The organism is Paenibacillus sp. G2S3, from assembly GCF_030123105.1.
Lineage (GTDB): Bacteria > Bacillota > Bacilli > Paenibacillales > Paenibacillaceae > Paenibacillus_AQ.
The window spans coordinates 6,062,136-6,081,632 of record NZ_CP126095.1 but is presented as its reverse complement, the minus strand read 5'-3'; the positions used below and the strand labels follow the sequence as shown (position 1 = coordinate 6,081,632).

Genomic DNA, 19,497 nt, shown 5'->3' with positions numbered 1-19,497 from the left:
ATTGATTTTTATTGAGCGGCCCATTCTTCTAGTTTCTCATCTCTAGGAAGCAGGAGAGCAAGGAAACCAAGAAGAGGTAGGAAGCCACAAGCTATAAACACTTTTGAAATACCAATGCTGTCAATCAGATTGCCGAGTACTAAGGAGCCAATTCCACCGAGACCAAAAGCAAGACCAGTGATTAACCCTGAAACTGTTCCGATATTGCCTGGATAAAGCATCTGAGCATAGATTACAGTAACAGAGAAGCTGGACAAAAGGATGAAACCACCAATCAGTAGGAGTATGGCTGCCCACATTTGGTTCACAAAGGGGAGAGCCAGTGCGAAGGGCACTGTTCCGACCATAGAGAGAAGGATGAGATTACGCCGTCCGAAGCGGTCTGCCAGTGGACCTCCAAAGAATGTACCAATGGCACCAGCCGCTAAATACATAAAAATATAGATCTGGGCCTTATCAAGCGTCATTTGGTATTTGTCCATTAAATAGAAAGCGTAGTAACTGCCGATAGAAGCACCGTACCAAGACCTTACAAAGACTAGGAACACAAGGATGATGGTTGCCGTTCGAATACTTTTGCGTCGGGCAGGATCAATTGTACGAGCTGTTGATTTCTTATGAAACGTATATCCCGCATCTAGCATCTCCCGATACCAGCGAGCGACATAGGTCTGGACGGCAATTCCGGCAGCTGCAACGATAGTGAAGCCAAGGGCCCCGATCTGCCCAAAAGGAATGAATATCCATTTCGTAAGCATTGGACCTAAAGATTGCCCAGCATTGCCACCGACTTGAAAAATAGATTGTGAAAGACCTTTCCGCTGGCCAGCAGCCATATGAGCAACACGCATGCCTTCCGGATGAAAGGTCGCCGAGCCGAAGCCGATTAGCATGACGGAGAACAATACAAGGATATAGTTGTTCGCATATGCCAGTAAAAGTACGCCTGAAAATGTGCTGCACATGCCTAGCGGTAACAATATTGGACGAGGCTTGCGATCAGCAGCATACCCAATGACTGGCTGGATAACGGAGGACGTCATGTTTAAGGCGAAGGAAATCCACCCAATCTGAGCGAAGGAGAGCATTAAGTTATCTTTGAGAATAGGAAAGATTGCAGGGATGACTGCCTGAATAGAATCATTAAATAAATGAACAAAGCTGACAGCCAGCAAAATCTTATAGATCGTTGCTTGCTGCAGATTACGCTGCTCCTTGTCCTTGGTGTCTATTTGGGTCGCAGCAGTAGATGGATTGTTTTTCATTTAGGCTCCTCTCTGTACTTTTCATTAGAAGTTAATATATGGGATTGTGATAAATTCTATTTAGCCATAAATCATGGATTATGGGAATCAATTTGTGTTGGTTTGTGCTAGTTTTAAAGTTATTATTCGTAGATTATTTTTATTTCAAAAAAAGCTTGCAAACATAAGAATGGCATGGTATATTATCTCTTGTGCTTATGACGCATCGAACAAATGAATCACAAACGATGAAAAAATAAGTTGACAAGAAATACGGAAACATGATATACTCTAATTCCTGTGCAAGAGACATTGGATGTCGAAATGCCAGGGGCAAGTTCTTTGAAAACTGAACAAATGGAACGCGTTAATTTTTAAAAGATTCATTTAATGAATCGTCAGTTTCAAAATGAGCATATCGCTCTTTTCAATACTAATTGGAGAGTTTGATCCTGGCTCAGGACGAACGCTGGCGGCGTGCCTAATACATGCAAGTCGAGCGGAGTACTTTTGAAAGCTTGCTTTCAAAAGTACTTAGCGGCGGACGGGTGAGTAACACGTAGGCAACCTGCCCCTTAGACTGGGATAACTACCGGAAACGGTAGCTAATACCGGATAATTTCTTTTTTCTCCTGAAGGAAGAATGAAAGACGGAGCAATCTGTCACTGAGGGATGGGCCTGCGGCGCATTAGCTAGTTGGTGGGGTAACGGCCCACCAAGGCGACGATGCGTAGCCGACCTGAGAGGGTGAACGGCCACACTGGGACTGAGACACGGCCCAGACTCCTACGGGAGGCAGCAGTAGGGAATCTTCCGCAATGGACGAAAGTCTGACGGAGCAACGCCGCGTGAGTGATGAAGGTTTTCGGATCGTAAAGCTCTGTTGCCAGGGAAGAACGTCCGGTAGAGTAACTGCTATCGGAGTGACGGTACCTGAGAAGAAAGCCCCGGCTAACTACGTGCCAGCAGCCGCGGTAATACGTAGGGGGCAAGCGTTGTCCGGAATTATTGGGCGTAAAGCGCGCGCAGGCGGTCATTTAAGTCTGGTGTTTAAACCTTGGGCTCAACCTAAGGTCGCACTGGAAACTGGGTGACTTGAGTACAGAAGAGGAAAGTGGAATTCCACGTGTAGCGGTGAAATGCGTAGATATGTGGAGGAACACCAGTGGCGAAGGCGACTTTCTGGGCTGTAACTGACGCTGAGGCGCGAAAGCGTGGGGAGCAAACAGGATTAGATACCCTGGTAGTCCACGCCGTAAACGATGAGTGCTAGGTGTTAGGGGTTTCGATACCCTTGGTGCCGAAGTTAACACAGTAAGCACTCCGCCTGGGGAGTACGGTCGCAAGACTGAAACTCAAAGGAATTGACGGGGACCCGCACAAGCAGTGGAGTATGTGGTTTAATTCGAAGCAACGCGAAGAACCTTACCAGGTCTTGACATCCCTCTGAATCTGCTAGAGATAGCAGCGGCCTTCGGGACAGAGGAGACAGGTGGTGCATGGTTGTCGTCAGCTCGTGTCGTGAGATGTTGGGTTAAGTCCCGCAACGAGCGCAACCCTTAACTTTAGTTGCCAGCAAGTCATGTTGGGCACTCTAGAGTGACTGCCGGTGACAAACCGGAGGAAGGTGGGGATGACGTCAAATCATCATGCCCCTTATGACCTGGGCTACACACGTACTACAATGGCCGGTACAACGGGAAGCGAAGCCGCGAGGTGAAGCCAATCCCATCAAAGCCGGTCTCAGTTCGGATTGCAGGCTGCAACTCGCCTGCATGAAGTCGGAATTGCTAGTAATCGCGGATCAGCATGCCGCGGTGAATACGTTCCCGGGTCTTGTACACACCGCCCGTCACACCACGAGAGTTTACAACACCCGAAGTCGGTGGGGTAACCCGCAAGGGAGCCAGCCGCCGAAGGTGGGGTAGATGATTGGGGTGAAGTCGTAACAAGGTAGCCGTATCGGAAGGTGCGGCTGGATCACCTCCTTTCTATGGAGAATCGTCTTCTGCAATGAAGACATTCAAATCGGAAGTTAAACTTCCACAATCATTTAACGCGTATCCATTTGTTCGGTTTTGATGGAATTTGCGGGGCCATAGCTCAGCTGGGAGAGCGCCTGCCTTGCAAGCAGGAGGTCAGCGGTTCGATCCCGCTTGGCTCCACCAACAAACTTCATCTATTTGTTATGTCTAGAATATTTTTATCTTGATCCTTGAAAACTGGATACCGAAACGAATTTGCGTTTTAGAACATCTTTTAGCTATAACTTGTGTAAACAAGTACGTTAGTTATTAGCTGGAAGCGAAGATTATCGATTGTGCGAACAAGCGAAACATCGGAGCAAAGGTTAAGCTAATAAGAGCACACGGAGGATGCCTAGGCGCCAGGAGCCGACGAAGGACGTGGCGAACAACGAAACTGCCTCGGGGAGCTGTAAGCAAGCTTTGATCCGGGGGTGTCCGAATGGGGAAACCCAGCTGTGGTAATTCGCAGTTACTCATTTCTGAATACATAGGAAATGTAGAGGCAGACCAGGGGAACTGAAACATCTAAGTACCCTGAGGAAGAGAAAACAATAGTGATTCCGTCAGTAGCGGCGAGCGAACGCGGAACAGCCTAAACCTAAGAGCTTGCTCTTAGGGGTTGTGGGACGTCTCACATGGAGTTACAAAGGAATATGGTAGGCGAAGAGGTCTGGAAAGGCCCGCGATAGAGGTAAAAGCCCTGTAGCCTAAACTGTGTTCTCTCCGAGACGGATCCCGAGTAGTGCGGGGCACGTGAAACCCCGTATGAATCCAGCAGGACCATCTGCTAAGGCTAAATACTACCTGGCGACCGATAGTGAAACAGTACCGTGAGGGAAAGGTGAAAAGCACCCCGGAAGGGGAGTGAAATAGAACCTGAAACCGTGTGCTTACAAAAAGTCAGAGCCCTATCTATGGGTGATGGCGTGCCTTTTGTAGAATGAACCGGCGAGTTACGTTTAACATGCAAGGTTAAGCCGAGAAGGTGGAGCCGCAGCGAAAGCGAGTCTGAATAGGGCGATTTAGTATGTGGACGTAGACCCGAAACCGTGTGATCTACCCCTGTCCAGGGTGAAGGTGCGGTAACACGCACTGGAGGCCCGAACCCACGTACGTTGAAAAGTGCGGGGATGAGGTGGGGGTAGCGGAGAAATTCCAATCGAACTCGGAGATAGCTGGTTCTCCCCGAAATAGCTTTAGGGCTAGCCTCGGTATAAGAGTAGTGGAGGTAGAGCACTGATTGGGTGCGGGGTCCGCAAGGATTACCAAGCTCAGTCAAACTCCGAATGCCATATACTTATTGCCGGGAGTCAGACAGTGAGTGCTAAGATCCATTGTCAAAAGGGAAACAGCCCAGACCATCAGCTAAGGTCCCCAAGTGTGTGTTAAGTGGGAAAGGATGTGGAGTTGCACAGACAACCAGGATGTTGGCTTAGAAGCAGCCACCATTGAAAGAGTGCGTAATAGCTCACTGGTCGAGTGACTCTGCGCCGAAAATGTAACGGGGCTAAACACACCACCGAAGCTATGGCTAGATACGTATGTATCTGGGGTAGGGGAGCGTTGTATGTGGGTTGAAGGTGTACCGTAAGGAGCGCTGGACAGCATACAAGTGAGAATGCCGGTATGAGTAACGAAAAGATCAGTGAGAATCTGATCCGCCGAAAGCCCAAGGTTTCCTGAGGAAGGCTCGTCCGCTCAGGGTAAGTCGGGACCTAAGGCGAGGCCGAAAGGCGTAGTCGAAGGACAACAGTTTGAAATTACTGTACCACCGTAATCCGCTATGAGCGATGGGGTGACGCAGGAGGGTAGTGACGCGGACTGATGGATATGTCCGTCTAAGCAGTGAGGCTGATGTGTAGGCAAATCCGCACATCATTAAGGCTGGGCTGTGATGGGGAGCGAAAATTGTAGTAGCGAAGGTCATGATCTCACACTGCCAAGAAAAGCCTCTAGCCAGGAGAAGGTGCCCGTACCGCAAACCGACACAGGTAGGCGAGAAGAGAATTCTAAGGCGCGCGGAAGAACTCTCGTTAAGGAACTCGGCAAAATGACCCCGTAACTTCGGGAGAAGGGGTGCCCCGGTAGTGTGAATAGCACGAGGGGGCCGCAGTGAAAAGGCCCAAGCGACTGTTTAGCAAAAACACAGGTCTGTGCGAAGCCGCAAGGCGAAGTATACGGGCTGACGCCTGCCCGGTGCTGGAAGGTTAAGGGGAGTGGTTAGGAGCAATCCGAAGCTATGAACCGAAGCCCCAGTAAACGGCGGCCGTAACTATAACGGTCCTAAGGTAGCGAAATTCCTTGTCAGGTAAATTCTGACCCGCACGAATGGCGTAACGACTTGGGCGCTGTCTCAACGAGAGATCCGGTGAAATTTTAATACCTGTGAAGATGCAGGTTACCCGCGACAAGACGGAAAGACCCCATGGAGCTTTACTGCAGCTTGATATTGAATTTGGGTACGATCTGTACAGGATAGGTGGGAGCCGTAGAAATCGGAGCGCAAGCTTCGGTGGAGGCGCCGTTGGGATACCACCCTGATCGTATCTAGGTTCTAACCTAGTACCCTTATCGGGTACGGGGACCGTGTCAGGCGGGCAGTTTGACTGGGGCGGTCGCCTCCTAAAGAGTAACGGAGGCGTTCCAAGGTTCCCTCAGAATGGTTGGAAATCATTCGAAGAGTGCAAAGGCATAAGGGAGCTTGACTGCGAGACCTACAAGTCGAGCAGGGACGAAAGTCGGACTTAGTGATCCGGTGGTACCGCATGGAAGGGCCATCGCTCAACGGATAAAAGCTACCCTGGGGATAACAGGCTTATCTCCCCCAAGAGTCCACATCGACGGGGAGGTTTGGCACCTCGATGTCGGCTCATCGCATCCTGGGGCTGAAGTAGGTCCCAAGGGTTGGGCTGTTCGCCCATTAAAGCGGTACGCGAGCTGGGTTCAGAACGTCGTGAGACAGTTCGGTCCCTATCTGTCGTGGGCGCAGGAAATTTGAGAGGAGCTGTCCTTAGTACGAGAGGACCGGGATGGACGTACCGCTGGTGCACCAGTTGTTTCGCCAGAAGCATGGCTGGGTAGCTACGTACGGACGGGATAAGCGCTGAAAGCATCTAAGCGTGAAGCCCCCCTCAAGATGAGATTTCCCAATTAGTAAGACCCCTTGAAGACGACGAGGTAGATAGGTTGGAGGTGGAAGTGCAGTAATGCATGGAGCTGACCAATACTAATCGGTCGAGGGCTTATCCTATACTTAGAACGCAAATTCAATTCGGATTCAGTTTTCAGGCATCAAGCCTGTAACACGCTTAGAAATTCATTCTCACTTCTGGTGATGAACGAAATTTCACGCGGCAGCGTCTGTTTCACAGACGCATGTTTGGTGGCGATAGCGGAGGGGTTCCACGCGTACCCATCCCGAACACGACCGTTAAGCCCTCCAGCGCCAATGGTACTTGGACCGAAGGGTCCTGGGAGAGTAGGACGTTGCCAAGCACAATTAGACCACTGTTGACTAATCGACAGTGGCTTTTTTGCGTCTATTATAGTCTGTGGAAAACTTGTGGATAAAGTCTTGGATTTGCAGAAAAGTTACGCACATGTGGATAGATGAATGAAAGAGAAAAAATCCCTAAATAGTGTGGATTAAATACATATTTATATGGATCTGTCAACAGAAAACCTAAGTAATACACGGGTTGCTGTGGATATAGCCGGAATTATGTGGATAGAGCTATTGATAAGTGGATAACTATTTTAACTTGGATAGGACAAGATTTCAAGACTATTTTTATAACTGCATAGAGCTGTGGATAACTAAAAATAAAGTTATAAATTATGCAATAGATTAGCGCACAATTGACGCTCTTGTTATACTTATCCTAAAAGTAATTTTATAAAGGATGAGGTGAGTTTGTGGTAATAAGACAGTTACGTTCAGAAGAATTCGAAGCAAGCATGAACTTGTCAGAATATGCTTTTCAGTACAAGCTTCCTAGTGAAAAAAGGGCAAGTGCTAAGGAAAGATTCAAGGCTGAACAGGTATGGGGTGCTTTTGAGGACGGAACATTGGAAGCTAAATTGACGATTATTCCTTTCCAAGTGTACATACAGGGTAGAGTGGTACCTATGGGTGGCATAGCAGGAGTAGCTACATGGCCGGAGAACCGCAGACAAGGACATGTGGCAAATCTTCTGACTCATGCGCTGCATACGATGAATGAGGCGGGTCAAACGCTCTCTTTTCTACATCCGTTCTTAATTCCTTTTTATCGTAAATTTGGCTGGGAAGTTTATTGTGAATATAAGAAATACTCCATTCCAGTAGCGAAGTTTCCCAAGAAGGTTGAAGTTGAGGGCAAGGTTAAACGGGACATAAAAGATATCGAAGTATTGGATAGCTTATACAATCGATTCGCTGTCCAATATAACGGGACACTTAAGCGCGATTTGGACTGGTGGGAGAACTCTGTTTTAGATGATGAAGGAAAGAGTGCAGTGTTTTACTCCAAGAGTGGTGAACCAGAGGGATACGTGCTGTATAAGGTAGAGAACAGAGAACTGGTTATTGATGAATTTGTATTTTTGAATGAACAAGCTAGGCAGGGGCTGTGGACATTTCTGGCGAACCATGATTCGATGGTGACCGGGGCATCCTTAAAGCTGGTGCCTTCGGACGACATGTTACCCTTCTTGTTACCAGATCCGCGTATAGGGCAGGAGAATTATCCTTATTTTATGGGGCGCATTGTTAATGCCAAGGCATTCATAGAAAGTTACACCTTCAGAGGATACAGCAGCCAAAAGCAGCAGCTTATATATATTAAAGATAAATATGCACCTTGGAATGATGGATTGTGGGCATGGAACATCTCTAATGAGGGATCGGCTACTTTAACCCGAGTGGAAGGGGAGCGGGCAGAAGCAGACTTAAGCTGTGACATAGGCACATTGACGGCCTTGATGCTTGGATACAAACGTCCAACAGAAATGGCTCGTTATGGAAGTGTTACAGGTCAGTCAGCGGCACTGGAGTGGTTCGAGGAAATTCTACCACAAGCACAGACAGCATTATTTGATCATTTTTAAAAATATAAGAAAGTATAAGTTTCACGCTGTACATTATCCTTATATTTCTCGTTTAAACGCTTATCGTCCTAATAAGGGCGCCGAAGGCGTTTATACTTGACAAAAATTAGGCTCTCCCCTTCGAAAGAAGTTGGGAGAGTTCTTTATTTCCGAATACATTCGCTGAAAAAAGTGAAAAATAAGAGAATCCACTTGGAATTAGCACAGAATATGTTATAATATTAAAAAGTCAAAGAAAGTCAAAGTCAACGAAGCTTAATGACAGCGATCCGATTCTTTGAACGTGTGGGATTATCCACAAATGTTTAAGTTCAATTAAAGACCATTGTCATTATGAATGCAAGTTGCAATTGGTATTATAAAGATTTAAGCACTGGAGGATGAGTGATGCGCAATATCTCTGATATTATCGAACAATATCTGAAGAATATTTTGCATGAAAGTCCCGAAGGTACGGTGGAAATCCAGCGAAATGACCTGGCGGACCAGTTCTCATGCGTACCGTCACAGATCAATTATGTCATCAGTACACGCTTTACTCTGGAAAAAGGTTATGTGGTGGAAAGTAAGCGTGGTGGCGGGGGATATATTCGTATTCAACGTTTTGAATTGCCACCAAACGTGGCACTGCATGCCCATTTAAACCATACTATAGGTGGCGGGATTGATCAGAACGCTGCTGAAGGGCTGATTTATCAGCTGGAGGAAGCTGGTTTTCTAAGTAAGCGTGAAGCGTGCCTTATGCGCGCTGCTGTTTCTCGTGAATGCCTAACGGTTAAGATTCCATACCGGGATGAGATTCGTGCCAAGATTATGAAGGCGATGTTAATCTCTTTGTTAGGCAAATAATTGTCAACCATAAGGGAGGGGCTTTCGCTTATGCAATGCCAGGAATGTGGCGTCAAGCCGGCAACACTCCACTTCACTAAGATCGTGAATGGAGAGAAGACGGAGTTTCATATCTGCGAGAGCTGTGCACGGGAGAAGGGTGAACTCATTCCCGGAACGGCTGGAGGATTCTCTATACACAGTCTGCTGTCAGGTCTGCTTGATCTTGAAGGTGCCGGCAAGGAGAAGTCGGCTGCAACGAAGACTACGCAGAGTCTGCAATGTGAGAATTGTGGGATGACGTACTCCCAGTTTAGCAAATTAGGCCGTTTTGGCTGTAGCTCCTGTTATAAATATTTTAACAGCGCACTGGATCCGCTTTTTAAGCGAGTGCATGGCAGTACTTCACATGTAGGTAAGATACCGAAACGTGCAGGAGCTCAGATAGTATTTAGACGCCAGATTGATGAACTCAAGCAGGAACTACAGCAAAGCATTACACAAGAAGAATTCGAGAAAGCGGCAGAGCTGCGAGATCAGATTCGTAAACTTGAAAAAGAAATAGCACAAGAGTAAAGTCTTTGATATATAGGGGGGATATGACATGTCAAGTCTCCGATTTACTGAACAAGCGCTTAGTGATTGGATGCGTTCTGGAGGTAGTCACTCCGAGATTGTAATTAGCAGTCGTATGCGTATTGCCCGTAATCTAGAGCATCTTCCGTTCCCAATGCTGGCTTCCTTAGAGCAATCGGAAGAAGTATTAGAGCTGCTGGCTCCTGTGTTTCATGAAGAAGCAGCTGCAGATTTCGGATCCTTTCAACTCCTAAAGCTTGATGAAGTGAATGAACTGGACAAAAAGGTACTGGTTGAGAAGCATCTAATCAGTCCTAACTTGGCTAATGATTCGCGCAGTGCGGCTGTATTATTAAATGAAGATGAGTCGGTCAGCATCATGATTAACGAAGAGGACCATCTGCGAATCCAATGTCTGTTTCCTGGTCTTCAGGTTAGAGAAGCATGGGAACGTGCGACGGCGATCGATGATATATTTGAGGCAGCTGTCAATTACGCTTTTGATGATAAAAGAGGATATTTGACCAGTTGTCCCACTAATGTAGGTACAGGGCTCCGTGCCTCGGTAATGCTGCATCTACCAGCGCTTGTAATGACTCATCAGATCAATCGCATACTGTCCGCAGTGAATCAAGTGGGATTGACGGTAAGAGGAATTTACGGTGAGGGTAGCGAAGCAGTAGGGAACATCTTTCAAATTTCTAATCAGATCACTCTCGGTCAAACGGAAAGTGAAATTATAGAGAACCTTCACAGTGTAGTCACCCAGATTATAGAGCATGAGCGAAATGCACGTGAACGGTTGCTTGTTGATTCCGCACTGAGAATAACAGACCGAGTGAAGCGTTCTTACGGGATTTTATGTTATGCGGCTCTTATGGAGCTTAAAGAATCTGCACAACGACTGTCTGATGTGAGACTTGGGGTTGACCTTGGTATTCTGGAAGGCCTTTCGATTTCCGTGCTTAATGAACTTAACGTTAAGACACAGCCAGGATTTCTGCAAAAGATGTTCGGCGATGAGCTGAACGCCACTGAACGAGATATGTATCGGGCAAAACTGCTCCGAGAGACACTGGGAACACAACATTAATATAGATATTTACTATTCATGGAGGTGCAGGAGATATGATGTTTGGAAGATTTACGGAACGCGCACAAAAAGTGCTAGCGCTGGCGCAGGAAGAAGCTGTTCGTTTAGGACACAACAATATTGGTACAGAACATATTTTGCTCGGACTTATTCGTGAAGGAGACGGCATTGCTGCTAAGGCATTAATAGCTTTAGGGCTAGGTCTTGAAAAAATCCAGGACGAAGTGGAGACACTGATTGGCAGAGGTCAAGAACAGCCTACGAACATTGCTTATACTCCTCGCGCTAAAAAAGTGATTGAGCTGTCGATGGACGAAGCCCGCAAACTGGGTCATACGTATGTTGGCACTGAGCATATTTTGCTTGGACTTATCCGTGAAGGAGAAGGTGTCGCGGCTCGTGTGCTTAATAACCTCGGCATCAGCTTGAACAAAGCTCGTCAACAAGTGCTTCAACTCCTGGGAAGCAGCGAGGCAGCCTCTAGTCATAGTGGGACTCCGGCTAACGTCAGCACACCGACCCTAGATGGTCTTGCGCGCGATTTGACTGCCTATGCTAAGGAGGGCAATCTAGACCCTGTTATCGGCCGTAGCAAGGAAATTGAACGTGTTATTCAGGTACTGAGTCGCCGGACTAAGAATAACCCGGTACTGATCGGTGAACCTGGTGTTGGTAAAACAGCTATCGCTGAAGGACTTGCACAAAAGATTATCAACAATGAAATTCCAGAAACGCTTCGCGATAAACGCGTCATGACCCTCGACATGGGCTCAGTAGTGGCTGGAACAAAATATCGCGGTGAGTTCGAAGACCGCCTCAAGAAAATTATGGATGAGATTCGCCAAGCAGGTAATATCGTGCTCTTTATCGATGAGCTGCATACTTTGATCGGTGCTGGTGGCGCGGAAGGTGCAATTGACGCTTCTAACATTCTGAAGCCGGCTTTAGCCCGTGGAGAACTTCAGTGCATTGGTGCGACTACGCTTGACGAATATCGTAAATATATTGAAAAAGATGCAGCATTGGAGCGACGTTTCCAACCGATTACGGTGGATCAACCTTCTCCGGAAGAAGCTGTACAAATTCTATTTGGTCTTCGTGATCGTTATGAAGCGCATCACCGTGTGAAGATTACGGATGAAGCTATTGTGGAAGCAGTGAAGTTGTCCGATCGTTACATCCCGGATCGTTTCCTACCAGATAAAGCGATTGACCTTATCGATGAAGCGGGATCTAAAGTAAGGCTTCACTCTTACACCATACCGCCAAATCTGAAGGAACTGGAAATGCGCTTGGATGATATCCGCAAGGAGAAAGATTCCGCAGTGCAGAGTCAAGAGTTTGAAAAAGCGGCTGCCTTGCGTGATACAGAGCAAAAAATCCGTGAAGAGCTTGATACGACTAAGAACCAATGGAAAGAAAAACAGGGTCGCACGGATTCAGAGGTTACACCTGAAGACATCGCACAGGTTGTAGCTAGCTGGACGGGTATACCTGTAAGTAAGCTGAAGGAAGAGGAGACCGACCGTCTGCTTAACATGGAGGCTTTACTGCATGAACGAGTGATCGGTCAGGACGAAGCTGTTAAGGCAGTTAGCCGGGCACTACGCCGTGCGCGTGCGGGCCTTAAAGATCCGAAACGTCCAATGGGTTCCTTTATTTTCCTCGGCCCTACTGGTGTAGGTAAAACTGAGTTGGCGCGTGCATTGGCTGAAGCCATGTTCGGCGATGAGAATGCGGTCATCCGTATTGATATGTCGGAATACATGGAGAAGCACTCCACGTCCCGTTTAGTCGGAGCCCCTCCTGGATATGTTGGCTATGAAGAAGGTGGCCAATTAACCGAGAAGGTACGCCGTAAACCTTATTCTGTAGTGCTGCTTGATGAAATTGAAAAAGCGCACCCAGAAGTGTTTAACATTTTGCTGCAAGTTCTTGAAGATGGTCGTTTGACTGACTCTAAAGGACGGGTAGTCGATTTCCGTAATACATTAATTATTCTGACTTCTAACGTAGGCGCACAAGCGATCAAGAAGAATTCGACACTTGGATTCACAGCTGTACAAGATGCCGGAGCAGAATACGGTAATATGAAGGGCAAGGTTATGGAAGAGCTCAAGAAGAGCTTCCGTCCAGAGTTCTTGAACCGGATTGACGAAATCATAGTCTTCCATTCCCTCGATGAGAAGCATATTGCTGAAATCGTTACGTTGATGTCTGATGAACTGCGCAAGCGGCTGCGTGAATATGATGTTGATTTCGTACTCACGGATGCGGCGAAGGCTTTCTTGGCTAAAGAAGGTTATGACCCAGCCTTCGGTGCACGTCCATTGCGTCGTGCGATTCAGAAGCATATTGAAGACCGTCTCTCTGAGGAATTGTTGAGAGGTAATATCCAAAAGGGTGATTCCCTCAACATTGATGAAGTTGGCGGAGAACTTGTAGTGAATAAAGTGGATGCTCCTGTAGCACCACTGCTTGAAAAAGAAGTAGAATCCGAATAAAAAACGGAATAAATAAAGCTTCCGCTCCTCAGTTTATTGAGGGGCGGGAGCTTTTTTAAATATAAGAAAGTATAAGTTTCACACCATACGTTATTTCTTATATTTCTCGCTTAAACGCTTACCGTCCTTATAAAGAGGCCGAAGGCGGTTATACTTGTTGAAAATTTATCTCTTAAAAATATACATTTAGTACAAATTCCGAATGACCTTTCGTTAAAGGGGCAGAAATGGTAAACTTTCATTAGAAGAAAATATCCGCAATTTAAAAGTTCGGACCGTAAGGAGAACAAATGGCTAAACCAAAAACTAAATTTTTTTGCACCGATTGTGGATACGAATCGCCAAAATGGTTCGGTAAATGTCCCGGGTGCCAAGCTTGGAACTCCATGGTGGAGGAAACGGAAAGCGTAGTCAAAACACAGGGAATGAATGCCCCTATTTTTCATAGTAAAGAAAAGGCACAATCGATCATAAGTATAGAAAGTGACAAGGAACCGCGCATACTGACAGGTATAGGTGAGCTTAACCGTGTTCTCGGTGGGGGGATCGTGCCAGGATCGCTGGTACTAGTAGGGGGAGACCCAGGAATCGGTAAATCTACGCTCTTATTACAGACATCGCATGCTCTGACTACTCAGGGATTGCGAGTGCTGTACATTTCGGGCGAAGAATCGGTAAGGCAAACTAAGCTGCGTGCGGATCGCCTCGGTGCGTTGTCAGCTGAGCTATATGTACTATGTGAGACGAATATGGAAAGCATAGAAGAAGCGATTGAACAAATTCAACCGCAATTTCTTGTTATCGATTCAATTCAGACTGTATTTATGCCAGAAGTAACCAGTGCGCCAGGCAGCGTGACCCAGGTTCGGGAATGTACGACAAGATTTATGCGTATCGCTAAGATTCGGGGAATTGCTACAGTTCTCGTTGGGCATGTCACCAAGGAAGGAGCTATTGCAGGCCCAAGGATGCTTGAACATATGGTGGATTGTGTGCTGTATTTTGAGGGAGAGCGGCATCATACGTATAGACTCCTGCGGGCTGTGAAGAATCGCTTCGGTTCAACGAATGAAATCGGCATTTTCGAAATGGGTGAAGTGGGACTAACAGAAGTAGAGAATCCATCTGAGCTCTTCTTGTCGGAACGTCCACTTGGTGTAGCTGGATCTACAGTCGTGGCCAGTATGGAAGGGACTAGACCAGTGCTTGTAGAGCTTCAGGCTCTTGTCGCCGCCACTCATTTCCCCTCCCCGCGCCGGATGTGCACAGGTATGGATCACCAGCGAATGGCACTTATTATCGCTGTACTGGAAAAGCGGATGGGCATGTTCCTGCAGAATCAGGATGCTTACCTTAATGTTGCTGGAGGAGTGAAGCTGGATGAACCGGCGATTGATTTAGCAGTAGCTATTAGTATCGCTTCCAGCTTTCGTGATATTTCAACAAAACCTTACGATGTTTTCTTCGGTGAAGTAGGGCTTACAGGTGAAGTAAGAGGTGTTTCACGCGCGGAAATGCGTGTGAAGGAGGCCGCGAAGCTAGGCTTCCGGCGGGTGATCATGCCAGAGAAAAGTTTGAAGGGCTGGAAGCACCCGCAAGATATCCAGATTATTGGCGTCAGTACCGTAGCAGATGCACTATCGGTCGCGTTAGATTAGGGGGCACAGGGATTATGAAAGAATATAACCAATTAGAAAATATGAATGATCTGCTCAGACTGGCAGCACCGGGGACACCTTTTCGAGAAGGTCTGGAGAATGTGCTACGCGCTAAGACGGGAGCACTAATCGTCGTTGGGTATAGTCCTGAGGTGATGGAGGTAGTGGATGGAGGATTCTCCATTAACTGCGATTTTTCGCCCAATTATTTATATGAGCTAGCCAAAATGGACGGTGCCATTATTCTTAGTGAGGATTTGAAACGCATTTTGTATGCAAATACACAGCTAATTCCGGATTCGTCCATCTCCTCCATCGAAACAGGCATTCGTCACCGGACCGCCGAGCGCGTAGCGAAGCAAACAGGTAAACTGGTGGTTTCCATTTCACAGCGCCGCAACATCATTACTCTGTATCAAGGCTCCATTCGATATGCATTGAAAGAAATCGGAGCTATTTTGGCTAAAGCTAATCAAGCGATTCAAACCCTCGAAAAGTACAAAGCGGTTCTTACACAAGGACTGACGAATTTGTCTGCTTCGGAGTATGAGGGAATCGTAACGGTCGCCGAAGTGGTTGGAGTGATTCAACGGGTAGAGATGGTTCTGCGCATAAAAATGGAGATCAAACGATATATAAATGAACTGGGCAACGAAGGACGCTTAATCAGCATGCAGATGGAAGAACTGGTTGGAAATACAGAGGAAGAAGCATGGCTCCTATACAGAGACTATGCTAAGGAAGAGCAAGAAGATAAAATTCGTGAAATTATTGCTGGTCTCAAACGTATTAGTGATGATGACCTAATGGATGACAACCATATTGCTCGATTGCTGGGCTACTCTTCTACGGCAATTTCTTCCGAAGAAGTGGTTACACCACGTGGATATCGTCTGCTTAACAAAATTCCGCGGCTTCCAAATGTGATCATTCATAATCTGGTGGAGCGGTTTGAAATGCTGCCTAATTTGATGTCTGCAAGTATAGCTGAACTGGATGAAGTGGACGGAATTGGGGAGGTGCGAGCTCGTAATATTCAGGATGGGCTCAAACGTTTACAGAAGCAAGTTCTTATTGACAGGCAAATGTAAATAACATACAATCACGTAATATTGGAGCTGTTTAAGGCCAATGTGAGAAAATTGAGGTGAAGAAATGATACAAAAATCAATTCCGAGTCTTTTTACCATAGGTAACTTGATGCTCGGAATGTTTGGTATCATGATGGCGTTTGACGGCAAAGTTAGCATGGCCGCTATCATGGTTATTATTGCTATGCTGTTAGACGGATTAGATGGCCGGGTTGCTCGCGCACTTAAATGTGAGAGTGAATTTGGTAAGGAATTGGACTCTTTGTCCGATGTAGTTTCTTTTGGAGTAGCACCCGCTGTTATTATGTACGTCTCAAGCCTGCATGATTTAAATTCTGCATTAGCTTGGACAGTAACTGCAATTTTTCCGGTGTTTGGTGCATTGCGCCTTGCTCGCTTTAATGTTCATCCAGGAGTTCCTGGTTATTTCATCGGATTGCCAATTCCTGCTGCTGGTGGTGTACTTGCCACATTAGCTCTTTTTAATAAAGATGTTTCTGCTCCATTTATGATCGTGGCTACATTACTCTTATCTTATTTGATGGTCAGCACTGTTAAATATCCTAATTTTAAGAAGGTTGGATTACCTAAAAAAGTGGTTGTCGGAGCGCCAGTAGTCATTGTTGTTGCCGTGGCTGTTGCTGTTGTGTTCCCTGAACAAATTGCTAAGCTAATCTTCGTCTTACTTGGGATTTACGCGTTATATGGTTTTAAACAAAACATCGATCGATTAACAGCCAGACGCCGGCACCGTCGTAGAAGACGTTCAGAAGATAAAGTGTATCACTCGAAGAATGGTTAAAGCAGTCTCTTGTAGGTTGAACTAATATAATTATAGCTAAAGGCTTTGTCGTCCTTAGGGGGATGGCAAAGCCTTTTTGCAATTCCAGCGTTACCCCAAGTTTATCGTCTTGAAAATTGGAACATACTGGTGAGGTATAAATCATTCAAGGATGAATAAAAAGGAGGTGCGTTAGGTTATGTGGAAAAAAGTGATATTGTCTTTTGCTTTAATATGTGGTGCTTGGTCTGGTTTTTCGCTATACCATGCGCTTGAAAGAGGATTCCCCAAGGGGATGGAAAAGCTGAGTGAAAGTTTACCTGTAGAGGGAAGCATTTTATTTACGGTGCTGGGTGCCATTATTTTTTTGTTTGCGGGGTCTTTATGCGCGGAATGGGGAGGTTCAAAACTGCGGGAGGCGGTTCTGTACTGTTCGCGTATACCAATGAATGAATTGGCTGCAGGTGCAGCTGGGCTTACAGGGGGGCTTTTGCTATCGCTTCTGTTATATCCTGCTATGATTTGGCTTGGAAAAGCTGGGCAGTTGCTGCAGGTACCCGTTACGTTAGCTTTCGGATATATGGGGCTGCGGATCGGTCTGGAGAAAAAAGAGGAACTAGCTGCACTTTGGACAACTGGACGCTGGGGGCAAGCAGCTGAGCCGGAAGGTCGTGGGCTGGAGGAGCATAAAATCCTCGATACAAGCGTTATTATTGATGGCCGGATCGCCGACATTTGTAAAACTGGATTTATTGAAGGAACGATTGTCATACCGGAATTCGTACTTGAGGAGCTCCAGCATATCGCAGATTCTTCCGATCTACTGAAACGGAATCGCGGACGGCGGGGACTTGATATTCTCAATAAAATTCAGAAAGAGCTCGATGTAAAGGTATTAATCTACGAGGGAGATTTTGAAGAAATCTCTGAGGTGGATAGTAAGCTGGTGAAGTTAGCGAAGGTACTGCGAGGTAAAGTAGTTACCAATGACTTCAACTTGAATAAAGTATGTGAATTGCAGGGAGTCTCAGTCCTGAACATTAATGATCTTGCGAATGCGGTGAAGCCTGTAGTGTTGCCTGGTGAGGAAATCGTAGTTCAGGTCATTAAGGATGGCAAAGAGCATGGACAAGGCGTAGCCTATTTAGACGATGGAACAATGATCGTTGTGGAAGGCGGACGGGAGTACATCGGGACTACGATGGAGGTTCTCGTCACGAGCGTGCTTCAAACTTCGGCTGGACGAATGATATTTGCGAAGCCAAAGCTCTTGGAAAAAGCACAATAAGCGTAGATAAAGTGTACGGCAAATGTCCTATGGGTTGGAAATGCCCGCCAAACACGTTATGATGGGAATATACGTGAAAGACAGGAGCCTGAGTAATGTCAAACAGTGTGGGCGTCGTCATTGTGGCGGCAGGCAGAGGTACTCGAATGGGGACTGTAGAGAGCAAGCAATATCTGTTACTGCAGGGTAAACCAATTATCGTCCATACGCTGGAAGTATTTCAGCAGCACGAATTGATTTCTGAAATCGTGCTCGTAACCGGTAAGGAAGATATTGAGCGCTGCCGGGAATGGATACAGCTCTATAAGCTGGACAAGGTTAAGGCTATAATACCTGGTGGATCTGAGCGTCAGCATTCCGTACATAAAGGATTGTTGAAACTTACGACACCGTGGGTAATGGTACATGATGGTGTTCGCCCGTTTGTACAGCCGAATGAAATTGAGGCATGTTACGAGCGAGCGAAGCTGATCGGTGCTTCAGTTCTTGCTGTACCAGTCAAAGATACGATCAAACAGGTAGATAATGAAGGCAAAGTACTTTCTACGCCGGATCGGCGAAGTCTGTGGGCGATTCAAACCCCGCAGACTTTTCGTCTTTCTGAATTGCTGGATGCCTATACGGCGGCGGAGCGGGATGGGTTTCTAGGTACCGATGATTCCAGCTTGGCGGAGCGTGCCGGTATTCCGGTTTCTGTGGTAGAGGGAAGCTACAGAAATATTAAGATTACGACGCCTGAAGATTTGGATTTTGCAGAATTCACAGAAAGAAACAGGGGAGAGGGACAATCATGATCGCTGTAGGACAAGGATTTGATGTACATCAATTGGTTGAGGGAAGGCCTTGTATTATTGGAGGCGTTACGATTCCTTATGAAAAAGGATTACTGGGACATTCCGATGCAGATGTGCTGCTGCACGCAGTAAGTGACGCTATTCTAGGCGCACTAGGACTTGGTGATATCGGCAGACATTTTCCGGACACAGATCCAGCGTTTAAGGACGCGGATAGCTTGAAATTATTAGAACAAGTGTGGGCACTTGCTAGCGAGCGAGGTTATAAGCTTGGAAATATCGATTCAACGATTATTGCCCAAAAACCAAAGATGGCTCCTTACATTCCTCAAATGACGGAAATCATCGCTCGTGCACTTCACGCGGATCCGTCCAAGGTGAATGTTAAAGCTACCACTACTGAGCAGCTTGGTTTTGCCGGTCGTGGCGAAGGAATTGCCGCGCAATCTATTGTCTGTCTACTCCAAGATGTGATATCATCTTGAGATGGTCTAAGTAGTAAATCTAAGTTTTAACCATATGAA

The 19,497-nt window shown here is 46.6% G+C and carries 12 protein-coding genes, 1 tRNA gene and 3 rRNA genes; 15 read left to right on the top strand and 1 reads right to left on the bottom strand.

The window, feature by feature from the left end; translation table 11 throughout:
• Window positions 1-8: 8 nt before the first annotated feature.
• Entirely contained in the window at window positions 9-1,265 is a 1,257-nt protein-coding gene (locus QNH28_RS27010; RefSeq protein ID WP_283909238.1) for an MFS transporter, read from the bottom strand.
• Between the two features lie 413 nt (window positions 1,266-1,678).
• Between QNH28_RS27010 and QNH28_RS27005 the strand changes: the two genes are divergently transcribed.
• The 15 genes from QNH28_RS27005 to ispF all read left to right on the top strand — a co-directional run bounded on the left by QNH28_RS27005 (window position 1,679) and on the right by ispF (window position 19,458).
• Window positions 1,679-3,236: ribosomal RNA gene (locus QNH28_RS27005) — 16S ribosomal RNA — on the top strand.
• 101 nt (window positions 3,237-3,337) lie between these two features.
• Window positions 3,338-3,413: transfer RNA gene (locus QNH28_RS27000), tRNA-Ala, on the top strand.
• 180 nt (window positions 3,414-3,593) lie between these two features.
• Window positions 3,594-6,522 (top strand): 23S ribosomal RNA (locus QNH28_RS26995).
• A gap of 128 nt (window positions 6,523-6,650) precedes the next feature.
• Window positions 6,651-6,767: ribosomal RNA gene (rrf, locus tag QNH28_RS26990) — 5S ribosomal RNA — on the top strand.
• Together the 16S, 23S and 5S rRNA genes with 1 tRNA gene alongside form the textbook arrangement of a ribosomal RNA operon.
• A 420-nt stretch (window positions 6,768-7,187) precedes the next feature.
• A complete protein-coding gene (locus tag QNH28_RS26985; RefSeq protein WP_283909237.1) occupies window positions 7,188-8,360 on the top strand; it encodes a GNAT family N-acetyltransferase in 1,173 nt (390 codons plus the stop codon).
• Between the two features lie 387 nt (window positions 8,361-8,747).
• On the top strand, window positions 8,748-9,209 hold the full coding sequence (locus tag QNH28_RS26980; protein WP_042131251.1) for a CtsR family transcriptional regulator: 462 nt from the start codon (window positions 8,748-8,750) through the stop codon (window positions 9,207-9,209).
• A 30-nt stretch (window positions 9,210-9,239) separates the two neighbouring features.
• Window positions 9,240-9,764 carry a protein-arginine kinase activator protein McsA gene (mcsA, locus tag QNH28_RS26975; RefSeq protein WP_076121176.1) on the top strand — a complete coding sequence of 175 codons (525 nt, stop codon included), beginning with the start codon at window positions 9,240-9,242 and terminating at the stop codon, window positions 9,762-9,764.
• Window positions 9,765-9,792: 28 nt separating this feature from the next.
• Window positions 9,793-10,857 (top strand): protein-arginine kinase McsB, encoded by a 1,065-nt coding sequence (mcsB, locus tag QNH28_RS26970; protein ID WP_042131249.1) that lies wholly within the window; start codon window positions 9,793-9,795, stop codon window positions 10,855-10,857.
• 35 nt (window positions 10,858-10,892) lie between these two features.
• Window positions 10,893-13,361 (top strand): ATP-dependent protease ATP-binding subunit ClpC, encoded by a 2,469-nt coding sequence (clpC, locus tag QNH28_RS26965; RefSeq protein WP_042131248.1) that lies wholly within the window; start codon window positions 10,893-10,895, stop codon window positions 13,359-13,361.
• 290 nt (window positions 13,362-13,651) lie between these two features.
• The gene (radA, locus tag QNH28_RS26960) at window positions 13,652-15,019 is read left to right on the top strand and encodes a DNA repair protein RadA (RefSeq protein WP_060625849.1); all 1,368 of its coding nucleotides are present in this window, start codon (window positions 13,652-13,654) and stop codon (window positions 15,017-15,019) included.
• Between the two features lie 14 nt (window positions 15,020-15,033).
• Entirely contained in the window at window positions 15,034-16,110 is a 1,077-nt protein-coding gene (gene disA, locus QNH28_RS26955) for a DNA integrity scanning diadenylate cyclase DisA (protein ID WP_042131246.1), read from the top strand.
• Window positions 16,111-16,174: 64 nt separating this feature from the next.
• Complete coding sequence (pssA, locus tag QNH28_RS26950) at window positions 16,175-16,912, top strand: CDP-diacylglycerol--serine O-phosphatidyltransferase (protein ID WP_042192208.1); 738 nt, start codon at window positions 16,175-16,177, stop codon at window positions 16,910-16,912.
• A gap of 178 nt (window positions 16,913-17,090) precedes the next feature.
• Window positions 17,091-18,179: a PIN/TRAM domain-containing protein gene (locus tag QNH28_RS26945; protein WP_042131244.1), complete on the top strand. Its 1,089-nt coding sequence runs from the start codon at window positions 17,091-17,093 to the stop codon at window positions 18,177-18,179.
• 95 nt (window positions 18,180-18,274) lie between these two features.
• Complete coding sequence (gene ispD / locus QNH28_RS26940) at window positions 18,275-18,973, top strand: 2-C-methyl-D-erythritol 4-phosphate cytidylyltransferase (protein ID WP_283909236.1); 699 nt, start codon at window positions 18,275-18,277, stop codon at window positions 18,971-18,973.
• Window positions 18,970-19,458 carry a 2-C-methyl-D-erythritol 2,4-cyclodiphosphate synthase gene (ispF, locus tag QNH28_RS26935; RefSeq protein ID WP_042131242.1) on the top strand — a complete coding sequence of 163 codons (489 nt, stop codon included), beginning with the start codon at window positions 18,970-18,972 and terminating at the stop codon, window positions 19,456-19,458. The genes ispD and ispF overlap by 4 nt, the downstream gene beginning before the upstream one ends.
• Window positions 19,459-19,497: the final 39 nt, after the last annotated feature.